Source organism: Aquitalea aquatica (genome assembly GCF_013911085.1).
GTDB lineage: Bacteria > Pseudomonadota > Gammaproteobacteria > Burkholderiales > Chromobacteriaceae > Aquitalea > Aquitalea aquatica.
In genome coordinates this window covers 173,413-191,733 of the sequence record NZ_JACERN010000024.1, presented here as the reverse complement: position 1 = coordinate 191,733, position 18,321 = coordinate 173,413, and the positions used below count along the sequence as shown (strand labels likewise).

Genomic DNA, 18,321 nt, shown 5'->3' with positions numbered 1-18,321 from the left:
GTTTTGACGAGCAGACTACACAGCCTTACAGCACTTCGATAATGCCTGCGGCACCCATACCCGTACCAATACACATGGTCACCATGCCATAGCCTTGCTGACCGGCATTGCGCATGCCATGTACCAGCGTGGCGGTACGGATGGCACCGGTAGCCCCCAACGGATGGCCCAGCGCAATGGCACCGCCATGCGGGTTGATCTTGCTGGTATCCAGCTCCAGATCACGGGTCACTGCCAAGGCCTGTGCGGCAAAGGCTTCATTCAGTTCGATCCACTTCAGCTCATCCTGGGTGATGCCAGCCTGCTGGCAAGCGGCAGGGATGGCTTCCTTGGGACCAATACCCATGATTTCCGGCGGTACACCCTTGACCGCAAAGGTCACGTAGCGCGCCAGCGGCACCAGGTTGAACTCTTTGAGCACACGCTCGGACACCAGGATCACCGCGCCAGCACCATCGGACATCTGCGAAGAGTTACCTGCAGTCACCGAGCCCTTGGCATCAAACACGGTTTTCAGCTTGGCCAGGCCTTCCAGCGTGGTTTCGCGACGCGGACCTTCGTCGGTATCCAGTACACGAGTCTTGCTGATGACTTCGCCAGTCTCTAGATTCGGTGTGCGATAGGTCACTTCCAACGGGGTGATTTCGCTCTTGAAGGCACCGGAATCAATAGCGGCCAGCGCACGACGATGAGATTCCACCGCGAAGGCGTCTTGATCTTCCCGCGATACGCCCCACTGCTGCGCCACTTTTTCTGCTGTCAGACCCATGCCATAGGCAATGGCGTAGTTTTCATCTTTGGCAAAGATTTCCGGGTTCAGCGACACCTTATTACCCATCATCGGCACCAGCGACATCGACTCGGCACCAGCAGCAATCACCACGTCAGCCTCACCCAAACGGATGCGGTCCGCAGCCATCTGCACCGCATTGATGCCGGACGAGCAGTAACGGTTGATGGTAATACCGCCCACGGTATTGGGCAGACCGGCCAGCAATACGCCGATACGCGCCATGTTCAGGCCCTGCTCCGCTTCCGGGAAGGCACAACCGACAACGCAGTCAGAAATCAGCTTCGGATCCAGCGTCGGCACCTGTGCCAGCGCGCCGCTAATCACATGCGCCAGCATGTCATCCGGACGCACATGACGCATCATGCCACGCGGTGCTTTGCCCACCGGAGTACGGGTGGCTGCGACGATATAGGCTTCCTGTACTTGCTTAACCATTTTTTCAATCTCCTTGCAGCCGACGGCTCCGCCCCTCGCGGCCGTCGGACTGATGCATTGTTTCGTTTAGTTGCGCAGCGGTTTGCCAGTGGTCAACATATTGGCAATGCGATCCTGAGTCTTGGCGTTTTGCAGCAAGGTCATGAATGCCTTGCGTTCCAGATCCAGAATCCACTGCTCGTTGACCAGCGTACCGGCCTCAACATCACCGCCGGTCATGACATCGGCGATTTGCGAAGCAATGAAGAAGTCATGCTGGGAAATGAAATGACCTTCCAGCATATTCACCAGAGAACCCTTGATCGAAGCGGCACCTGAACGACCCGCTACCGGGAAGCCCTTCACCTTCAGCGGCGGACGATAGCCCGATTCGGCCATGGCCAGCGCTTGCTGTTTGGCGACATGCAGCAGCTCGTAGGCATTGAATACCACCGGATCGCCCTTGCGGAAGAAGCCGATCTCCTGTGCTTCCTGACCACTGGTCGCCACCTTGGCCGTGGCAATCGCCATGAAGTAATCCTTCAATGCGGCTAGTACGTCACCCTTGGCTTCCTGCGCCGCGCGCAGAGCGAATTCCTTGCAACCACCACCACCCGGCAGCAGGCCAACACCCACTTCGACCAGACCAACATAAGACTCAAGCGCCGCCACAGTCTTGTCGCAGTGCATGGCAAACTCGCAGCCACCACCGAATACATAACCCTGGGTTGCAGCGACAGTCGGCACCTGGCTATAGCGCAGGCGCATCGAGGTGTCCTGGAAACGGCGCACCGTGGTATCGATAGCTGCCCAGTCGCCCGTCATGAAAGCCGGCAGCATGGATTGCAGATCGGCACCAACCGAGAACGGCTCTTCGGTCTGCCAGATCACCAGGCCCTTGAAACGGTCTTCGGCGATATCCAGCGACTTGTTCAGGCCATCAATCACATCCGGACCAATCGCGTGTGCCTTGGATTTGAACGACACCACCAGAATTTCATCACCGGTAGTGAAGGCACGCACGCCATCATTCTCGAATACAGTTTCACCCAACGGGGCCGAAACTTCGCCCAGTACACGGGCAGGTGCCAGTTGACGCTGGTACACGTCCAGTGTCGAGCGGCCTACCAGACTCTGTCCGGCAGCATTGTAGGAACCATTGGCAAAGTGCACGCCAGCGCGATCGGCCTGCAAGGCCCAATCCGGCAGTGCGGCCGAGGACAGCGTCTTGCCGGCCTTGATGTCTTCATCAATCCACTGTGCCACCTGCTGCCAGCCGGCAGACTGCCAGGTTTCGAAGGGACCTACCGACCAGCCAAAGCCCCAGCGAATGGCAAAGTCCACATCACGGGCGCAGTTGGCAATATCAGCCAGATGGTAGGAGATGTAATGGAATACATCGCGGAAGCAGGCCCACAGGAACTGTGCTTGCGGATGTTCGCTGGCGCGCAGCTGACGGAATTTTTCCGCCGGATCGGCAATCTTCAGGATGTCCTTGACGGCATCATCACCCTTCTGACCGGCACCAATATAATCGCCCGCGGCAGCATCAAAGACGAACATTTTCTTGCCGTCTTTCTTGTAGATGCCCACCTTGCTCTTGGCACCCAGTGCACCGGCGGCAATCAGCTTCTGCAACCATTCCGGCGACTTGAACAGGCCATGCCACGGATCACCCGGCAGGGTGTCGTCCATGGTTTTCACCACATGCGAGAAAGTATCCAAACCCACGACGTCGGCCGTGCGGAAGGTGGCGGATTTGGGACGACCGAGGCGCGGGCCGGTCAGGTCGTCGACAATATCAAAGCGGATGCCGAATTTTTCGGCATTGGCAATAGTCGCCAGCATGGAGAACACACCGATGCGGTTGGCGACAAAGTTCGGGGTATCCTTGGCACGTACCACGCCCTTACCCAGGGTGGTCACCAGGAAGCGCTCCAGATTATCCAGAATGCCCGCATCCGACGTTACGCACGGGATGATCTCGACCAGATGCATGTAACGCGGCGGGTTGAAGAAGTGTACACCGCAAAAACGCGGGCGCACCGAATCAGGACAGCTCTCGGCCAGCTTGTTGATCGACAGACCGGAAGTGTTGGTAGCGAAAATGGTGTGTTCGCCCAGATGAGGCGCCACTTTGTGGTACAGATCCGCCTTCCAGTCCATGCGCTCGGCAATGGCCTCGATGACGATATCGCAATCCTTCAGCAGATGCAGATGATCTTCGTAATTGGCCGGCTCGATATAGCCAACGGCATCCTTGTTGGATAGTGGCGACGGCTTGAGCTTTTTCAGGCCTTCCAGTGCCTTGAGCACGATGCCGTTTTTATTACCTTCTTTGGCCGGCAGGTCGAACAGAATGGTCGGCACCTTGGCATTGACCAGATGAGCGGCAATCTGCGCGCCCATCACGCCAGCACCCAGTACCGCCACTTTGCGTACGTTGAACTTGGTTTGAGACATGGTTTCCTCGTTATGTTGAAACTCATCAATCATGGGGCAGGCCCCTCATGCCTGCCTTGCTGTCGGTTGATGGCGGCTTGCACCGCCATCAACCTGCCACGCCTCTAAACCTTGATTATCCGTTTAGAAGCTGTAGTTGTACTGCAGACCAAGGAATTGCAGATTGGTCTTGTAGCTGCCCGTGGTGTTTTCACCATTACCCGTGCAGGTAGTGGAAACCGGGGTGCAGCTATCGGTGTAATTGATATTGGCATTCTTGAAGAACACATAAGAATAGGCAAAATCAATCGACGATTGCTTGCTGAGCTTGTAGTTAGCACCGAAAGACAACCAGTAGCGGTCACTATCCGGCAGCGCCGGGTGGCGCAGGTCATCATTCTTTACCGGGGACTGATCCCAGGCGATACCACTACGCAGCAACAGGTTATCGCTGTAATGGTAATTGGCACCCAGCGACAGTTTAAAGGTATCGCGCCAGCCTTGTTTGATGACCAGATCGCCCTCACCCGGCTGACTGAACTTGATGTCGATACTGTCCATGCGCGAGTGACGCGTCCAGGTCAGGTCCGCCATCAAATCGACTTTGTCATTCAGCTTGTGGAAAGTATTGGCAGAAATGGACTCTGGTGTATCTACTGTCACCGAACCACCGGAACTGACATGTCCAAGATTTTTAGCCGAGTTCAGAATCGCATTCATCACCGTAGTATTGGAGGTGACACCTGCATAACTCCAGGTAGCCGTTCCATCCAGCTTGTGGTGGATATTGGAGCGATATGCCAGGCCAAAACGGGTATCGTCATTCAGCTGGTACATATAGCCCAAGTTAAAACCAAAACCCCAGCCATCGGCATCCAATGATGCTTGCCCGTCATTCAAACCATAAGCGGCTTTGATTGCAGCAATAGTAGTTGCCGGGTAACCACTTTCGCGCAGGCCGCTGGCGATATCTACCGCCTTGGCCAGGCTAGCCTTCATATATTGAGCAGAGATACCGGCACCAAAGGAATGGTGCTCATCAAGTTTGAAAGAAACGGAAGGATTAAAGTTCAGCGTTTCCAGTTTGATGTTTTCCAAAGCATAACGACCAGCCCAGGTATTGCCATAATCCAGCTGTGCGCCGAACGGCACAAAAATACCCAAACCAACCGTCCACTTATCATTCAGCTGATGCGTGGCATAAAACGAAGGTGCAACAACATAATCTGGGGCGAAATTACCGCCATTGCCACCACCAGTAGCCGAACCAATTACGGTTTTCGAGCCTTTGTCAGTGTATTCCGAATCCGGCACCACCAAGGTCAGGCCACCGGAGAAATTGGTGCCAGTCAGGCGAGACATGCCAGCCGGGTTATAAAAGATGGTCGATGCATCAGCTGCTTCTGCGCCGTTGGCAAATGCCGTGCCCTGGGCGGAGACGCTTTGCGAGCCGAAGTGGTAACCGGAAGCCAGTGCTGTGGAAGAGAACGCCCCGACGGCAACTCCCATGAGCATCACGGATTGGCTGAGGTGCTTGAGTTTCATGTTATCCCTCTCTGCGAATATATCTGTATGTAGTCCTAGTCGCTTTTTATGTCCGTATTGCTACGGATCATTTTGGATACTACCAGAGAATTAGAGCATGTCTACTAAAATAAGAGCGTTTGTTCCAAACGTCCGTTTCAATTCGCATCAAGACAACAACAGCGCACAAAATCAGCAAACTTCAGCCAAATTACGCGATTTACCATCCATATCTACAGCCACAAATGTTGCAATCACCTCAGTCACAAACACCAGTTCACCATCCAGTCTTTCTGCCTCCACTGCAATCTTCAGCGTGACTGACTTCTGCCCCACACGCAGCCTTTCTACGTATAGATTGACCACATCCCCCAATAAAATGGGGTGGGTAAACTGGAAAGCATTCACCGCCACTGTCGCCACCGGGCCACGCGCCAGACGCTCGGCATCCAGACTACCAGCCAGATCGATCTGCCCCATCAACCAGCCGGCTTGAACCTTGCCATAGGCATTGGTAGCCGTCGGCAGGGCACGCACCCGCAAAGTGGGAAAACGCTGTGCATTACTATCCATGTGGCGCTCCTGGTGATCGCTCAGCAAAGAAGCCGCACGGCAGCTTCTTGACTGAACGGCCGGATGCTTCCATCCGGCACTTCATTCAGTGTAGAGAATTGCTTCAGAAAATGTGACGCTGCAGTAGTGCATCATCATGGCGTTCCAGTGCCATGTCGAAATCATCGACCATGATGACATCACGCTTCAGCTTGCGCGCACGCGCTACCGCATCGAATTCGGCTTGCGTCACCAGACCGGCACGCAAGGCCTCTTCCAGACGCTCTTTGGCGGTAATGGCCTGGAACTTGCCATCGCGCGCCAGTTTACGCAGCTTCTGCTCAACCGGCTCAGTAGCCAGAATCGCCGTCAGCGCATGCTGCAGGACGCCAACTGCATCCTCTTCGGAAGGCGGTACATACATGCCACGCGTCAGTCGCTCACGCATACCGCCCGGTTCCATCATGGCGCGGGCCACCTTGGTGCCGATGCGGTCGGACGCAGGCTTCAGGGTCAGACCCCACGGGAAGATGATCTTGCGCAGCACCACGGCCAGACCACGGCTCGGCAGATTGGCAAGAAAGCCATCCATGGCCGCCTGCAAGTCGAACAGCGCGTTTTCAACTGCCCAGCGCAGTACGGCCAGATCTTCCTTCTGCGCGCCTTCGCGCTCAAAACGCTTGAGGCAGGCGGTAGCGATATACAGATTTGACAGCATGTCACCCAGACGGGCCGACAACTTCTCGCGGAATTTCAGCGAGCCACCCAGGCTGAACATGGCCATGTCAGACAGCAGGGCAAACGCGCTGGAGAAGCGGGTGATCTGCTTGTAATAGCGTGCGGTTTCGCCACCACGAGGCGCGCCGGCAAAGCGTGCCCCGGTCAGGCCCAGCCACAATGAACGGAAAATATTGCTGATGACGAAGTTGATGTGACCGGTAATGGCACGATCAAACTCGGCGCCATCATTGGCCATCGCAGCCTTCATTTCACGCAGCACAAAGGGATGGCAGCGAATAGCACCCTGACCATAAATAATCATGGAACGCGTCAGGATATTGGCGCCTTCCACGGTAATACCGATGGGAATGGACTGATAGGCGCGAGCCAAATAATTGCGCGGGCCGAGCACCACCGCCTTGCCACCATGGATGTCCATTGCGTCGTTGATGGTTTTGCGCATGCGCTCGGTGTTGTGATATTTCAGCACCGCGGACAGTACCGACGGCTTCTCACCCATATCCAACCCGGTCAGCGCCAGATCTTGCGAGGCTTCCATCTGGTAGGTGTAGCCACCAATGCGTGCCATGGCCTCGTCCACCCCCTCGAACTTGCCGATAGGCAGGCCGAACTGGTCGCGGATGCGCGCATAGGCACCGGTAGTGAAAGTGGTAACCTTGCCGCATGCCACCGACATGGCCGGCAGGGAAATACAACGCCCCACCGACAAGCACTCCACCAGCATGCGCCAGCCCTGACCGGCAAACTCGCGACCACCGATGATCCACTCCAGCGGAATGAACACATCCTTGCCCCAGGTGGGGCCGTTCATGAATGCGGCACCGCCAGGGAAGTGACGACGGCCGATGCATACGCCCTCATGCTCGGTGGGCACCAATGCGCAGGTGATGCCGATTTCTTCTTTGTCGCCCAGCAGGTGGTCCGGGTCGTACATCTTGAATGCCAGCCCCAGGATGGTGGCCACCGGTGCCAGGGTGATCCAGCGTTTTTCCCAACTGACGCGCAAGCCCAGCACATTTTCATGATGCTCGCCGCTACGCGGATCGGTATAGCTACCCCGACACACAATGCCGTAATCCGGGATGCTGCCGGCATCCGAACCCGCATACGGGCTGGTCAGGGCAAAGCATGGCACCTCAACACCTTTGGCCAGGCGCGGCAGGTAGTAGTCTTTTTGTGCTTCGGTGCCGTAGTGCTGTAGCAACTCGCCCGGGCCGAGCGAGTTAGGCACCATCACCGATACTGCTGCCGTACCCCCACGGGTGGCGATCTTGGTCACCACCTTGGCGTGGGCATAGTTGGAAAACTCCAGACCGCCATATTTCTTTTTGACGATCATGCCCAGGAAGCCATTGTCCTTGATGAACTGCCACACTTCGGGCGGCAGATCCTTTAGTTCGTGGGTGATTTTCCAATCATCGATCATCGAGCAAAGCTGCTCGGTCGGGCCATCCAGGAAGGCCTGCTCTTCTGCATTCAGCTTGGCATCAGGAAAGGACAGCAGGCGCTGATAATCCGGCTTGCCGGAGAACAGATCCCGATCCCACCACACCGTGCCGGCATTGATCGCCTCTTGCTCGGTTTGGGACATCGCCGGAGTGATTTTCTTGAAAATACCAAACACCGGACCGGTGAACACGGCACGGCGCAAAGGCAGGATATTCAATACAGCCGCAAAGACAGCGGCGACACTCCAGACGGCAACAGAAACCGGGCAGCCAAACGCAAATTGCAGCGCAGCGAACCAGGCCGCCAACACTACAGTCCACGCCAGCACCGGCGCGCGATAATACGCCAAGGCACCAATCAGTGCGATGAGAAGAACAGCAGCAAACATTGTGATTTACCCTCGTGTTGACCCTGCTTAACCTTCGACAGGCGAGACCAACCCGGCAACCACAAACGGCACAAGATATTTCACGATCATGTCAGGATCCCTCGCGGAAACGATCTGGCTGCGCGTGAATATCTTCAGCACATCGTTTCCGGCAAAGGCGTTGAACATGACGCTGAACGCGAAATGCATACGCCAGGCTAATTCCTCAACACCGAGCTCGGGCAGCGCATGATGAAAAGCGCGCGAGTAGCGTTGCACGAACACACTGTATTGCTGTGAGATGGTTTCGCGCAGCAGGCGGTGGTTTTCCACCAGCGTGCGTGACAGAAGTCTGACAAACAGGGCCCCGCCCCTCGCAGGATCCTTGGACAGCGCCAGACATGGACGGATGAACGTCGTGACCAGGCTTTCCACCGACAGCTTCTCTTCTCTTGCCTCCAGCTCATCCAGCTCCGCCAGGCAGGACGCAATCAAGGGCGCCAGCCTGCGCATGAACACGGATTCGAACAGCGCATCCTTTGAGCCGAAGTGATAATTCACTGCGGCCAGGTTGACTTCGGCCTGCTGAGTAATCATGCGAAGCGAGGTAGCCTCGAAACCGTGCTCCACGAACAGCCGCTCGGAAACGTCAAGAATTCGCGTTGCCGTATCCGGGCGGCTGGCTTCCATGTTCTCTTGTGCCTTTTTTGTACTTGCAGGGTATTTGGTCTTGTCCATCTCAGCTTTCGAACAAGCGTTTCAAACTTACGTTTTAATTTGATCAGTGTCAAGAAAATCATCCTCCATACCATGGCGGATTTCCTTGCTACCATCGCGAAAACGGCAGTCTAAGTCTAGACTGCCGTTCGTTTGAATGAAACGCAGGGTTTAATGTTTAGTCAAGCCCACGTGCCAGATCGGCCTGCAGGTCGGCAACGTTCTCCAGCCCGACCGCAACGCGGATCAAACCTTCCTCGATACCGGCTTTCAGCCTGACTTCGGGGGCGACACGCGCATGGGTGGTCGATGCCGGGTGGGTAATTGTACTCTTTACATCGCCCAGGTTGGCAGTGCGCGAGATCAGTTGAACACCATCCACCAGTTTCCATGCACCGGCACGCCCTCCTTTTACCACGAAGGACACCACAGCCCCGCCGCCCTGCTGCTGACGGGCAGCCAGCTCATGCTGGGGATGGCTGGCCAGACCGGGGTAATACACGCGCTCAACCGCCGGGTGCGCTTCCAGCCACTGCGCCAGCTGCAGGGCGTTGGCGCTGTGCTTTTCCATGCGCAGCGACAGCGTCTCCAGACCGGACAGCAATACCCAGGCATTGAACGGCGCCAAGGTCGGGCCTGCGGTACGCACATGCAGATAGACTTGCTCGACCAGCGCATGGCCACCCACCACCGCACCACCCATCACCCGGCCATGTCCATCCAGATACTTGGTGGCCGAATGCATGACCAGATCAGCCCCTAGTTTGAGCGGCTGCTGCAGCGCCGGGGAACAGAAACTGTTATCCACCACCAGCAAGGCATCATGGCAGTGAGCGATGGCGGCCACAGCTGCAATATCGGCAATTTCGGTCAGCGGATTAGAGGGTGTTTCCAGAAAAAACAGCTTGCTGTTCGGTTTGACCGCAGCCTCCCAGGCCGCCAGATCGGTCGCATTGACAAAGGTGGTTTCCACGCCGAACTTCGCCAGCAAACCGGCAAACAGATTGGTAGTGGAACCAAACAGGCTTTGCGAGGAGACAATATGATCGCCCGCCTTCAGCAGGCTCATCATGATGGCCTGGATGGCTGCCATGCCGGTGGCGGTGGCAATGGCGCGCTCGCCACCCTCCATCAGCGCCAGACGCTGCTGAAAGGCAGTCACCGTGGGATTGGTGAAGCGGGAATAGGTATAGCCTTCGATTTCGCCCATGAACATGGCGGCAGCCTGCTCGGCCGATTCATAGCAAAAGCTGGAAGTAAGGTGCAGCGCCTGGCTGTGCTCGCGATAGTCGCTGCTTTCACGACCGCCACGGATCGCCAGCGTCTCGGCGTGATATTGCTCCGGGGTATTTTCAACTGACATGATGATTCTCGGGTCTTGTTGTCGGCTGCGGGTCACCATGACCAGCCACCGCCTTGTGCTGCCTATATTGCCTGATCACCCGGCATTATTTAAATGAAATTGCGGCATATGGATGTCAGCTGCCAGCGCTATGTACGGCAGCCGCAAAGAAAAAACCGGCCGCAGCCGGTTTTTTACTAAGCCTGATTTACATCAGGTTTTGTTCAGCTACATTCAGGTTCAAATCGATCATCTGGGTACTGACCGGATTTTCCTCTTTCTTGTCGGCACCGCGCGCGCACTCGATAGCATCCAGATAGGCTGCAGTAATGTCGCCGGTGATGTACTGGCCGTCAAAGCAGGAAGTTTCAAACTCATGCAGCGCGGGATTAACCGAGTGCACAGCTTCTTGCAGGGCTGCCAGATCCTGGTAGATCACGGCATCGGCACCGATTTCTTCGGCGATTTCCTGTTCGGTACGCCCGGTAGCCAGCAGTTCGGCACGGGTGGGCATGTCGATACCGTAAACATTGGGGAAACGCACGGCCGGGGCTGCCGAGGCGAAGTACACCTTGCGCGCACCGGCATCGCGTGCCATCTGCACGATTTCCTTGGAAGTAGTACCACGCACGATGGAGTCATCCACCAGCAGCACATTACGGTCCTTGAATTCGCAGGCCACCGGGTTCAGCTTCTGACGTACCGATTTCTTGCGCACTGCCTGGCCCGGCATGATAAAGGTGCGGCCAATGTAGCGGTTCTTGATGAAGCCTTCGCGGTACGGCAGACCCAGGCTATTAGCAAGTGCCAGCGCACTGGGGCGGCTGGTATCCGGAATCGGCATTACCACGTCGATATCAAGCTCCGGCAACACCCGGCGAATTTTCTCGCCCAGCTTCTCGCCCATCACGATACGTGCCTGATAAACCGAAGCGCCATCGATCACCGAATCCGGGCGGGCAAAGTAAACATACTCGAACAGGCAGGGCGCATGACGCACTTCCTTGGCGCACGGGCGGGCGTGGAAATCGCCATCGAAGCTGACGAACACCCCTTCGCCCGGCTCGACATCGCGCAAGATGCTGAAGCCGGAACAATCCAGCGCCACGGATTCAGACGCAAACATGTATTCGGCTTTACCCGTCACATGGGTGCTGCCGATCACCAGCGGGCGGATGCCATTAGGGTCACGGAAGGCTACCAAGCCATAACCGGCGATCAGCGCCACCACGGCATAGGCACCACGCACACGGCGGTGTACGGCCTCGATGGCACCAAAGATGGCCTCCACGCTCAGCTCGAAACCTTCCACCCGCGCTGCCAGCTCATGAGCAAACACGTTGAGCAGGACTTCCGAGTCAGAGTTGGTGTTGATATGGCGCAGGTCGTGACGGAACATGTCCGCCTTCAACTCTTCGGTATTGGTCAGGTTGCCGTTATGCGCCAGCACGATGCCAAACGGCGAGTTGACATAGAAAGGCTGGGCTTCCGCCAGACTGGAAGCAGAGCCTGCCGTGGGGTAACGCACATGAGCGATACCGGCATTGCCCATCAGCGAACGCATATTGCGGGTGCGGAACACGTCGCGCACCATGCCGCTGCCCTTGTGCATGTGAAAGGTCTTGCCACTGGAAGTGACAATACCCGCCGCATCCTGTCCACGGTGCTGCAGCACTTGCAGTCCGTCATACAACAACTGGTTGACGGGAGACTGCCCTACCACGCCTAGGATTCCACACATTGCTCTACTCTCTCTTCCCAACTACCTGGATTTTCAAACAAAACATACAGCCAAAGAAAAAGGCGGAAATCTTGAAGTGAAGATATCAAGATATTCCGCCTGTTTCATCACACTATCCCGTGTAATGCAGGTTGTCTGCCAGCATTGCCGGCAGCCAGGGCCTTAATGACAAGGCCAATGATTCAAATGGAGCGGCCAATACCGCATTCCTCCACATAGGCTGGCGCGGCAGATCACTCAGACCGCCCACCAGCACCAGCACCGTGACCAGCACCAGCCCGCGAGCCAGACCGAACACAGCACCCATCAATCGATTCAAACCACCCAGGCCGGTCGAGTCAAGCAAACTGGTCAGGGTGATGCGCAATAAAGCCGTGGCCAGCCACGACAGGAAAAACAGCAGCACGAACGAGGCCACCAGACGCAAGCCCTGGCTGGGCAGCTCGTTCGGCATGAAAGTTGCCAGCAGGGGCGACAACTCCTTGGCACACCAGAAGGCCAGCAACCAGGAACCCAGCGACAGCACTTCGGCCACCAGGCCACGTACCAGCGCCACTAGCACCGAACCCAGCACGATGGCTATCACAATGTAGTCGAAGACGGTCATCGGCGCTTACTTGTTGACGATGATGCCGGACACGCCAGCTTGTGAGAGCTTGTGCAATGCGGCTTCCGCTTCGGCACGCGAGGCAAACGGCCCCACCCGCACCCGGGTCACTTCGCCCTTGCTGGTTTCCACCTTGCTGAAGTGGGCTGCTATCCCCAGGCCGGCCAGTTTGCTCTTGAGTGCATCGGCTTTGGCTGGGTCAGACAGGGCTGCCAACTGAATGCTCGACTTGCCGCTGGCGACATTATCCACTTTTTCCGGCTTGGACTCACTTTTCTTTGTCGGGCTAGTCTTGGCCGGACTGGTCTTGGCAGCCGGCTCTTCGTCGAAATGCCCAGCCAGAATGGCGGCAGGGTCAGCCTGCTTGCGCTTGGGCTGCTCCGGCTTGCTCAGTGGTTTGCTGTCAGCCTTGGGCGGTTTTTCCGCATGCGCCACCACAGGCTTGGACTCCGCAGGTTTGCTGGCAATCTTTTTCTTCACCGGCTCATGTACAGTCGGCTGGCTGGCTGTTTCAGCCGGCTTGGGCTTGCTGGCTTGTACTGCGGCCACGGCGCCGACAGCAGCGACTGCCGCCACTGCCGGTGCGGCATGACTGGCGGCAGCGGCAGGCCTGTCGGGCTCGACCGAAGCCAGATCTGCCGGCAACTGTGTCCCCGCCGGCTTGGCCGCAGGGGCAGAGGCTGCCGCCAGATGCGCCGCCGAAGCTTGCACCTTGCTGGCAAGCGGCGCCGAGCTGGCACCTGCTACCGTTTCTGCCGGCGGCAGGGCTGCATCCGCCGGTGTGCCGGAGGCCTCGCTGGCGATCTCCACCGACTCGGGGCGCATTTGCTGCTCGGGCAGGTGGCCAACGACATTCCACAGTACGCCGGTGGAAACCGTGACCAGCACAACCGCCCCCACCAGGCGACGCCTGGCGCGCTTGCGCAACAGAATCAGTTCATCGTGAGCAGACAGAGCCATGCAATCCTCAAATTCGTTGCTGACGGGCTTCCATCACCTCGGCCACGGTGTGGAAAGAGCCGAAAACGGTAATTCTATCATTCTCACCCGCTGCCGATAAGGCAGCTTGCCAGGCCGAGGCCACATCGACGAAAGCCTGCACCTTGCCAATACCCAGTGCTTGCAGGCGTGCGGCAATATCCGCCCCACTCTGCCCGCGCGGCATATCCAGCCCGGCAACGAACCAGCCGTCAAATTCGCCACGCGCCAGTTCTGCCACAGCCGACAGATCCTTGTCGGCCAGCATGGAAAACACTGCATAGCGGTTTTCGGCAAACGGCAGCTGGTGCAGGCTGGCCACCATGGCCTTGACCGCATGCGGATTGTGGCCGACATCCAGCACCACCAGCGGACGGCCTGGCAATACCTGGAAACGCCCCGGCCAGTCCACCTCGACCAAACCTTGCTTGAGCGCACCGATTCCGACCGGCAGGCGCTCATGCAGGCAGTCGAGCACCGCCAGCGCCGCTGCGGCATTACCCAGCTGATAGCCGCCGCGCAGGGCCGGCATCGGCAAGGCATGTCGCCGTGAAGTACCCATCTGGAAAGACCACTGGTTCTCCATGCGCTGGTAACTGTAATCCCGCCCGACCAGCTTGAGATCGGCACCGATGGCCGCGGCATGCTCCAGCAAGCGCTGCGGCGGCTGTGGATCCGCACAGATGGCTGGCTTGCCTGGGCGATAGATACCGGCTTTTTCATAGCCGATGTCTTCGCGGTTGTCTCCCAGAATGGCCGCGTGATCGATATCCACACTGACCACCACCGACACATCCGGTTCAAATATATTGACCGCATCCAGCCGCCCGCCCAGACCGACCTCCATGATGGCCACATCGACCTTTTCTTCGATGAAGCTGTGCATGGCGCCCAGCGTGCCGAATTCGAAATAGGTCAGCGAGGTATCACCACGGGCGGCATCGATGGCAGCGAAGCTTTGCATGATTCGCTCGTCACTCACCGGCTGCAGGTCGATGGCCACCCGCTCGTTATAGCGGTGGATGTGCGGGGAAGTGTAGCAACCCACCTTGAAACCGGCGCGCTGGTACATGGTGGAAAGCATGGCACAGACCGAACCCTTGCCATTGGTACCTGCCACCATGATGACGGGAAAGGCCGGCTTGAGTTGCATGGCATCCCACACCTGGCGTACCCGCTCCAGCCCCATGTCGATGGCGCTGGCGTGCAGGCCCTCGAGCCAGTTCAGCCATTCGTTCAGAGTTGTTTTTTGCGTCATGGATGCTCTACGACAGCAGGCGGGTCAGTCTCCGCGCCTGCATGAAACCACAGCAGATAAACCCGCAACTGCCGCAATGCTTTTGCTTCAGCACTATCTGGCAACAACAGGCAGCTGTGACGACGGCCTGCGGCCATCACATTGACAATAATGAACAACGGCGAGATGAAGCAGTCGTCCCTGGGTAATACCTCAAGCGTGCGATCAGCATAGTGCCAATGCATGCGCCCCACGCCATCCACCGCGATACCTTGCAATCGGCCGCGCCACCACCAGCCATTGGCGCGCAAGGCCAGCCAGCCAAGCACCCACTGCAAGGGCAGCAGCCACCACAAATTCTCGACATACCCCAACACCAGCACCGCAGACAGCAACAACAGGCCGGACAACAAGCCCAGCCAGTAGCGCGACGGGCGGATGATCAGGGCAAAAGGCGGCAGCAACTGGCGCGCGCGCATGGCCGGCGCGCTTACAGCTCGCTGGTCGGGGTATTGCTGATGTCGGCGTCGACGGTATCCAGCACGGTGGAGTGGATCTCCACGTCAAACCACTCCCAGAAGGCCTTCAGCGACATATCCTTGGGCCACAGGTCTTCGTCGTCATACCACGAAGCCACTTCAATCTTGAACAGCTGCTCGTACTGCTCGTCGATATGGGCAACCGCCTCTTCCGGCTCGTTGAATTCCGGCAGCAGGATCACCGTGCAGTCGCTGCGCAGGCTGTCCAGAGTCAAATCCACCATATCGTTGCCGGGCACGGCATTCAGCCAGTCCAGAAACGCTTGCTTGGGCTTGATCACAGCCACCGAGCGGTCAACAAAATACATGGCAATCCTTTCCATTCCGAGTTGGCGCGCATTGTAACCCAAGTCGGCAAGGGCCAGCACGCCGCATGCTACAATTGCGGCCATTGTCACCCGATTACAAGATGCCTCAATGTCATTGATTTCTGTTGAAAAGGCCTGCCTGGCTTTTGGCCACCACGCCCTGCTGGATAATGTGGATTTTGCACTGGAGCCTGGCGAAGTGGTCGGCCTGATCGGCCGCAACGGCGCGGGCAAGTCGTCCCTGCTCAAGGGCATTGCCGGTGCCATTACCCTGGACGACGGGCGCATCAACATCAAGGGCGATGTGCGCGTGGCCTACGTGGCGCAGGAGCCGGAATTCAATCCGGAGCAAACCGTATTCGAAGCGGTTGCCGAAGGCCTGGGTGATCTGCAAGCGCTGCTGAGCGAATATCATCACATCACCCAGCAACTGACCCTGGCCGATGCCGACCATACCGCTGCGCTGGCACGCCTGGAAACCCTGCAGCATGAGCTGGAAGCCCGCGACGGCTGGCAGTTCGACGCCCTGATTGCCACCACCCTGTCCCACCTGAACCTGAACCCGGACACGCTGATCAGCGAGTTGTCCGGCGGCTGGAAAAAACGGGTGGCGCTGGCCCGCGCACTGGCAGCCAAACCGGAAGTGCTGCTGCTGGACGAACCGACCAACCACCTGGACGTTTCCGCCATCGAATGGCTGGAAGGCCTGATCAAGAACTTTGCCGGCAGCGTATTGCTGATTACCCACGACCGGCGCTTTCTGGATAACGTAGCCACCCGCATCATCGAACTGGACCGTGGCATTCTGCGCAGCTACCCGGGCAGCTTCACTGCTTATCAAGTACGCAAGACCGAAGAAATTGCCATCGAAGAAGAACAGAACCGCATCTTCGACAAATTCCACGCTCAGGAAGAGGTGTGGATCCGCAAGGGCATCGAGGCGCGCCGCACCCGTAATGAAGGCCGGGTACGCCGGCTGGAGGCCATCCGCCGTGAGCGCAGCTCCCGCCGCGAGCGCGTAGGCCAGGTCAATTTCCAGCTGGACCCGGGCGAACGCTCCGGCAAGCTGGTGGCCGAACTGGAAGGCGTGAGCAAGGGCTTCGAAGGGCGCACGCTGATCAAAAACTTCACCACCCGCATCCTGCGTGGCGACAAGATCGGACTGATCGGCCCCAATGGTGCCGGCAAAACCACCTTGCTCAAGCTGATCCTCGGCCAGCTGGAGGCTGACAGCGGTAGCATCAAGCAAGGCAGCAAGCTGGATATCGCCTACTTCGACCAGTTCCGCGAGCAGCTGGATGAAGACACCAGCGTGGCCGACATCATCAGCCAGGGTAACGACTTCGTCGAGATCGGCGGCGTCAAGAAGCATGTGATGAGCTATCTGGAAGACTTCCTGTTCTCGCCACAGCGTGCGCGCAGCCCGGTCCGCTCGCTGTCTGGTGGCGAACGCAACCGCCTGCTGCTGGCCCGGCTGTTTACCCGTCCGGCCAATGTACTGGTGCTGGATGAACCCACCAACGATCTGGATATCGATACGCTGGAACTCCTGGAAGATGTGATCGCCCAATACAGCGGCACTGTCTTCCTGGTCAGCCACGACCGCGCCTTCCTCGACAATGTGGTCACCCAGGTGATTGCCTTTGAAGGCGCAGGCCAACTGGAAGAATATCCGGGCGGCTATCAGGACTGGATCGACACCCGTGCCCGCATGGCCGCGATGAAACCGGCGGAAAGCAGCAAGCCTGCCGCAGCCCCCAGCGCCGCACCGGCGCGTCAGGACAAAGCCAAACCGGCTCGCAGCAAGCTTTCCTACAATGAAGGTCGTGAGCTGGCGGCCTTGCCGGACGAAATCTCCGCACTGGAAACCGAGCAGGCCAGCCTGAACCAGCAATTGCTGGACCCGAATTGCTATCGCGACCACCCCAAGGACGCCATTGCCTGGCAGCAGCGCATCGAGGCCATCGATGAACTGCTGCTGGACAAGCTGGCCCGCTGGGAAGAACTGGAGGCAAAACAGAAATGAGTATCCACCGGCCCACCTCGCCCGAACGTCGCCGTTTTCTTGGCGGTGCCATGCTGAGTTCACTGGCCCTGTGGCTGAGTGCCTGCGGCACACCTCCCCGCAAAACCAGCCAGGTGCGCCCCCGTCCTTCACAGGACAAGACGCTGTCCGCATTGAAGGCGGACGGGGCGGGCCGGGAGATTCTCATGTACACGCTGGGCTTGCTTGATCTGGACTACAAGTTTGGCGGGGCCAACCCGGAAGCCGGGCTGGATTGCAGTGGCATGGTCAGCTACATCTACCAGAATGCCGTAGGTGTACGCCTGCCGCACAATGCCGCCCAGATCGCCGGCCTGGCCCGCCCCATCAGCAATAGCCAGATGCAGGTGGGCGACCTGGTGTTTTTCAACACAATGAATCGCTCCTTCTCGCACATGGGCATTTATATCGGCGACAGCAAGTTCGTCCATGCCCCGCGCACCAATAGCGCCATCCGCATCGACCGGCTGGACAACAGCTACTTCGCCGCCCGCTTTGAGGGCGCACGCACGCTGTTTGCCTGAGC

Annotated in this window: 15 protein-coding genes; 2 read left to right on the top strand and 13 right to left on the bottom strand. The window is 57.9% G+C overall.

What is annotated here, in order from left to right; all coding sequences use genetic code 11:
* Positions 1–25: 25 nt before the first annotated feature.
* The 13 genes from H2Z84_RS09475 to H2Z84_RS09415 all read right to left on the bottom strand — a co-directional run bounded on the left by H2Z84_RS09475 (position 26) and on the right by H2Z84_RS09415 (position 15,751).
* On the bottom strand, positions 26–1,228 hold the full coding sequence (locus H2Z84_RS09475; protein ID WP_181835772.1) for an acetyl-CoA C-acyltransferase: 1,203 nt from the start codon (positions 1,226–1,228) through the stop codon (positions 26–28).
* A 66-nt stretch (positions 1,229–1,294) separates the two neighbouring features.
* Positions 1,295–3,670, bottom strand: coding sequence for a 3-hydroxyacyl-CoA dehydrogenase/enoyl-CoA hydratase family protein (locus H2Z84_RS09470; RefSeq protein WP_181835771.1), 2,376 nt, complete (start codon positions 3,668–3,670; stop codon positions 1,295–1,297).
* A gap of 123 nt (positions 3,671–3,793) precedes the next feature.
* On the bottom strand, positions 3,794–5,194 hold the full coding sequence (locus tag H2Z84_RS09465; RefSeq protein ID WP_181835770.1) for an OmpP1/FadL family transporter: 1,401 nt from the start codon (positions 5,192–5,194) through the stop codon (positions 3,794–3,796).
* Positions 5,195–5,365: 171 nt separating this feature from the next.
* A complete protein-coding gene (locus H2Z84_RS09460) occupies positions 5,366–5,746 on the bottom strand; it encodes an acyl-CoA thioesterase (protein WP_181835769.1) in 381 nt (126 codons plus the stop codon).
* Between the two features lie 103 nt (positions 5,747–5,849).
* On the bottom strand, positions 5,850–8,303 hold the full coding sequence (locus tag H2Z84_RS09455; RefSeq protein ID WP_181835768.1) for an acyl-CoA dehydrogenase: 2,454 nt from the start codon (positions 8,301–8,303) through the stop codon (positions 5,850–5,852).
* Between the two features lie 27 nt (positions 8,304–8,330).
* A complete protein-coding gene (locus H2Z84_RS09450) occupies positions 8,331–8,972 on the bottom strand; it encodes a TetR/AcrR family transcriptional regulator (RefSeq protein ID WP_181835793.1) in 642 nt (213 codons plus the stop codon).
* A gap of 205 nt (positions 8,973–9,177) precedes the next feature.
* Positions 9,178–10,362, bottom strand: a complete 1,185-nt coding sequence (locus H2Z84_RS09445) for an O-succinylhomoserine sulfhydrylase (protein ID WP_181835767.1) — start codon at positions 10,360–10,362, stop codon at positions 9,178–9,180.
* Positions 10,363–10,549: 187 nt separating this feature from the next.
* Positions 10,550–12,082 (bottom strand): amidophosphoribosyltransferase, encoded by a 1,533-nt coding sequence (gene purF, locus H2Z84_RS09440; RefSeq protein WP_181835766.1) that lies wholly within the window; start codon positions 12,080–12,082, stop codon positions 10,550–10,552.
* A gap of 112 nt (positions 12,083–12,194) precedes the next feature.
* Positions 12,195–12,689, bottom strand: a complete 495-nt coding sequence (locus tag H2Z84_RS09435; RefSeq protein WP_059286098.1) for a CvpA family protein — start codon at positions 12,687–12,689, stop codon at positions 12,195–12,197.
* Between the two features lie 6 nt (positions 12,690–12,695).
* On the bottom strand, positions 12,696–13,649 hold the full coding sequence (locus H2Z84_RS09430; RefSeq protein WP_181835765.1) for an SPOR domain-containing protein: 954 nt from the start codon (positions 13,647–13,649) through the stop codon (positions 12,696–12,698).
* A 7-nt stretch (positions 13,650–13,656) separates the two neighbouring features.
* A complete protein-coding gene (gene folC / locus H2Z84_RS09425; protein WP_181835764.1) occupies positions 13,657–14,925 on the bottom strand; it encodes a bifunctional tetrahydrofolate synthase/dihydrofolate synthase in 1,269 nt (422 codons plus the stop codon).
* A complete protein-coding gene (locus tag H2Z84_RS09420) occupies positions 14,922–15,383 on the bottom strand; it encodes a protein YgfX (RefSeq protein WP_181835763.1) in 462 nt (153 codons plus the stop codon). Before H2Z84_RS09420 ends, folC begins: the two co-directional genes overlap by 4 nt.
* Positions 15,384–15,394: 11 nt before the next feature.
* On the bottom strand, positions 15,395–15,751 hold the full coding sequence (locus tag H2Z84_RS09415; protein WP_103526324.1) for a hypothetical protein: 357 nt from the start codon (positions 15,749–15,751) through the stop codon (positions 15,395–15,397).
* Between the two features lie 109 nt (positions 15,752–15,860).
* Here H2Z84_RS09415 and H2Z84_RS09410 point away from each other — a divergent pair, with 109 nt between their 5' ends.
* Together H2Z84_RS09410 and H2Z84_RS09405 are read left to right on the top strand one after the other, a co-directional pair.
* The gene (locus H2Z84_RS09410) at positions 15,861–17,777 is read left to right on the top strand and encodes an ATP-binding cassette domain-containing protein (protein WP_181835762.1); all 1,917 of its coding nucleotides are present in this window, start codon (positions 15,861–15,863) and stop codon (positions 17,775–17,777) included.
* Positions 17,774–18,319 (top strand): C40 family peptidase, encoded by a 546-nt coding sequence (locus tag H2Z84_RS09405; protein WP_258869351.1) that lies wholly within the window; start codon positions 17,774–17,776, stop codon positions 18,317–18,319. The genes H2Z84_RS09410 and H2Z84_RS09405 overlap by 4 nt, the downstream gene beginning before the upstream one ends.
* Positions 18,320–18,321: the final 2 nt, after the last annotated feature.